Origin of the sequence: Streptomyces sp. URMC 126 (assembly GCF_051386555.1) — a bacterium.
Lineage (GTDB): Bacteria > Actinomycetota > Actinomycetes > Streptomycetales > Streptomycetaceae > Streptomyces.
Map to the genome: position 1 here is coordinate 1 of NZ_JBPQTX010000709.1, position 356 is coordinate 356.

Annotated in this window: 1 pseudogene; it reads left to right on the top strand. The window is 76.4% G+C overall.

What is annotated here, in order from left to right:
- Positions 1-32: 32 nt before the first annotated feature.
- A pseudogene (locus ACSNOK_RS33565) lies at positions 33-356 on the top strand (hypothetical protein); the annotation flags it as partial.

Consider the following 356-nt stretch of genomic DNA (forward strand, 5'->3'; position numbering starts at 1 on the left):
ACTCGGCGCCGTGTCCCGGTCTGCTGCCTCTGGTGGTGATCCGCTGCGCCGACTGGGCCGAACCGGTGCGCGAGTGCGCCCGTAAGCTGCTGCGCCGGGCGCTGGACGCGGACACCGCCGCCGGCCTCGCACCGCTGATCCTGCGCATCGGCCGCCGCGACCGGGGCGCCTTCGGCGCCGAACTGCTCGAGGAGGTCCTGAGCGGGGCACCCCGCGGGCGGCTCACCGCCCTGTCCGCCCATCACGACCCCACGGTGCGGCGGTTCGCATACCGGCTGGCCGCCGACCACCACCTCCTCCGTTCCGTGGAGCTGGCCCGCGCGGCCGCCCGGGACGGTGACGCGGTGGTCCAGGAC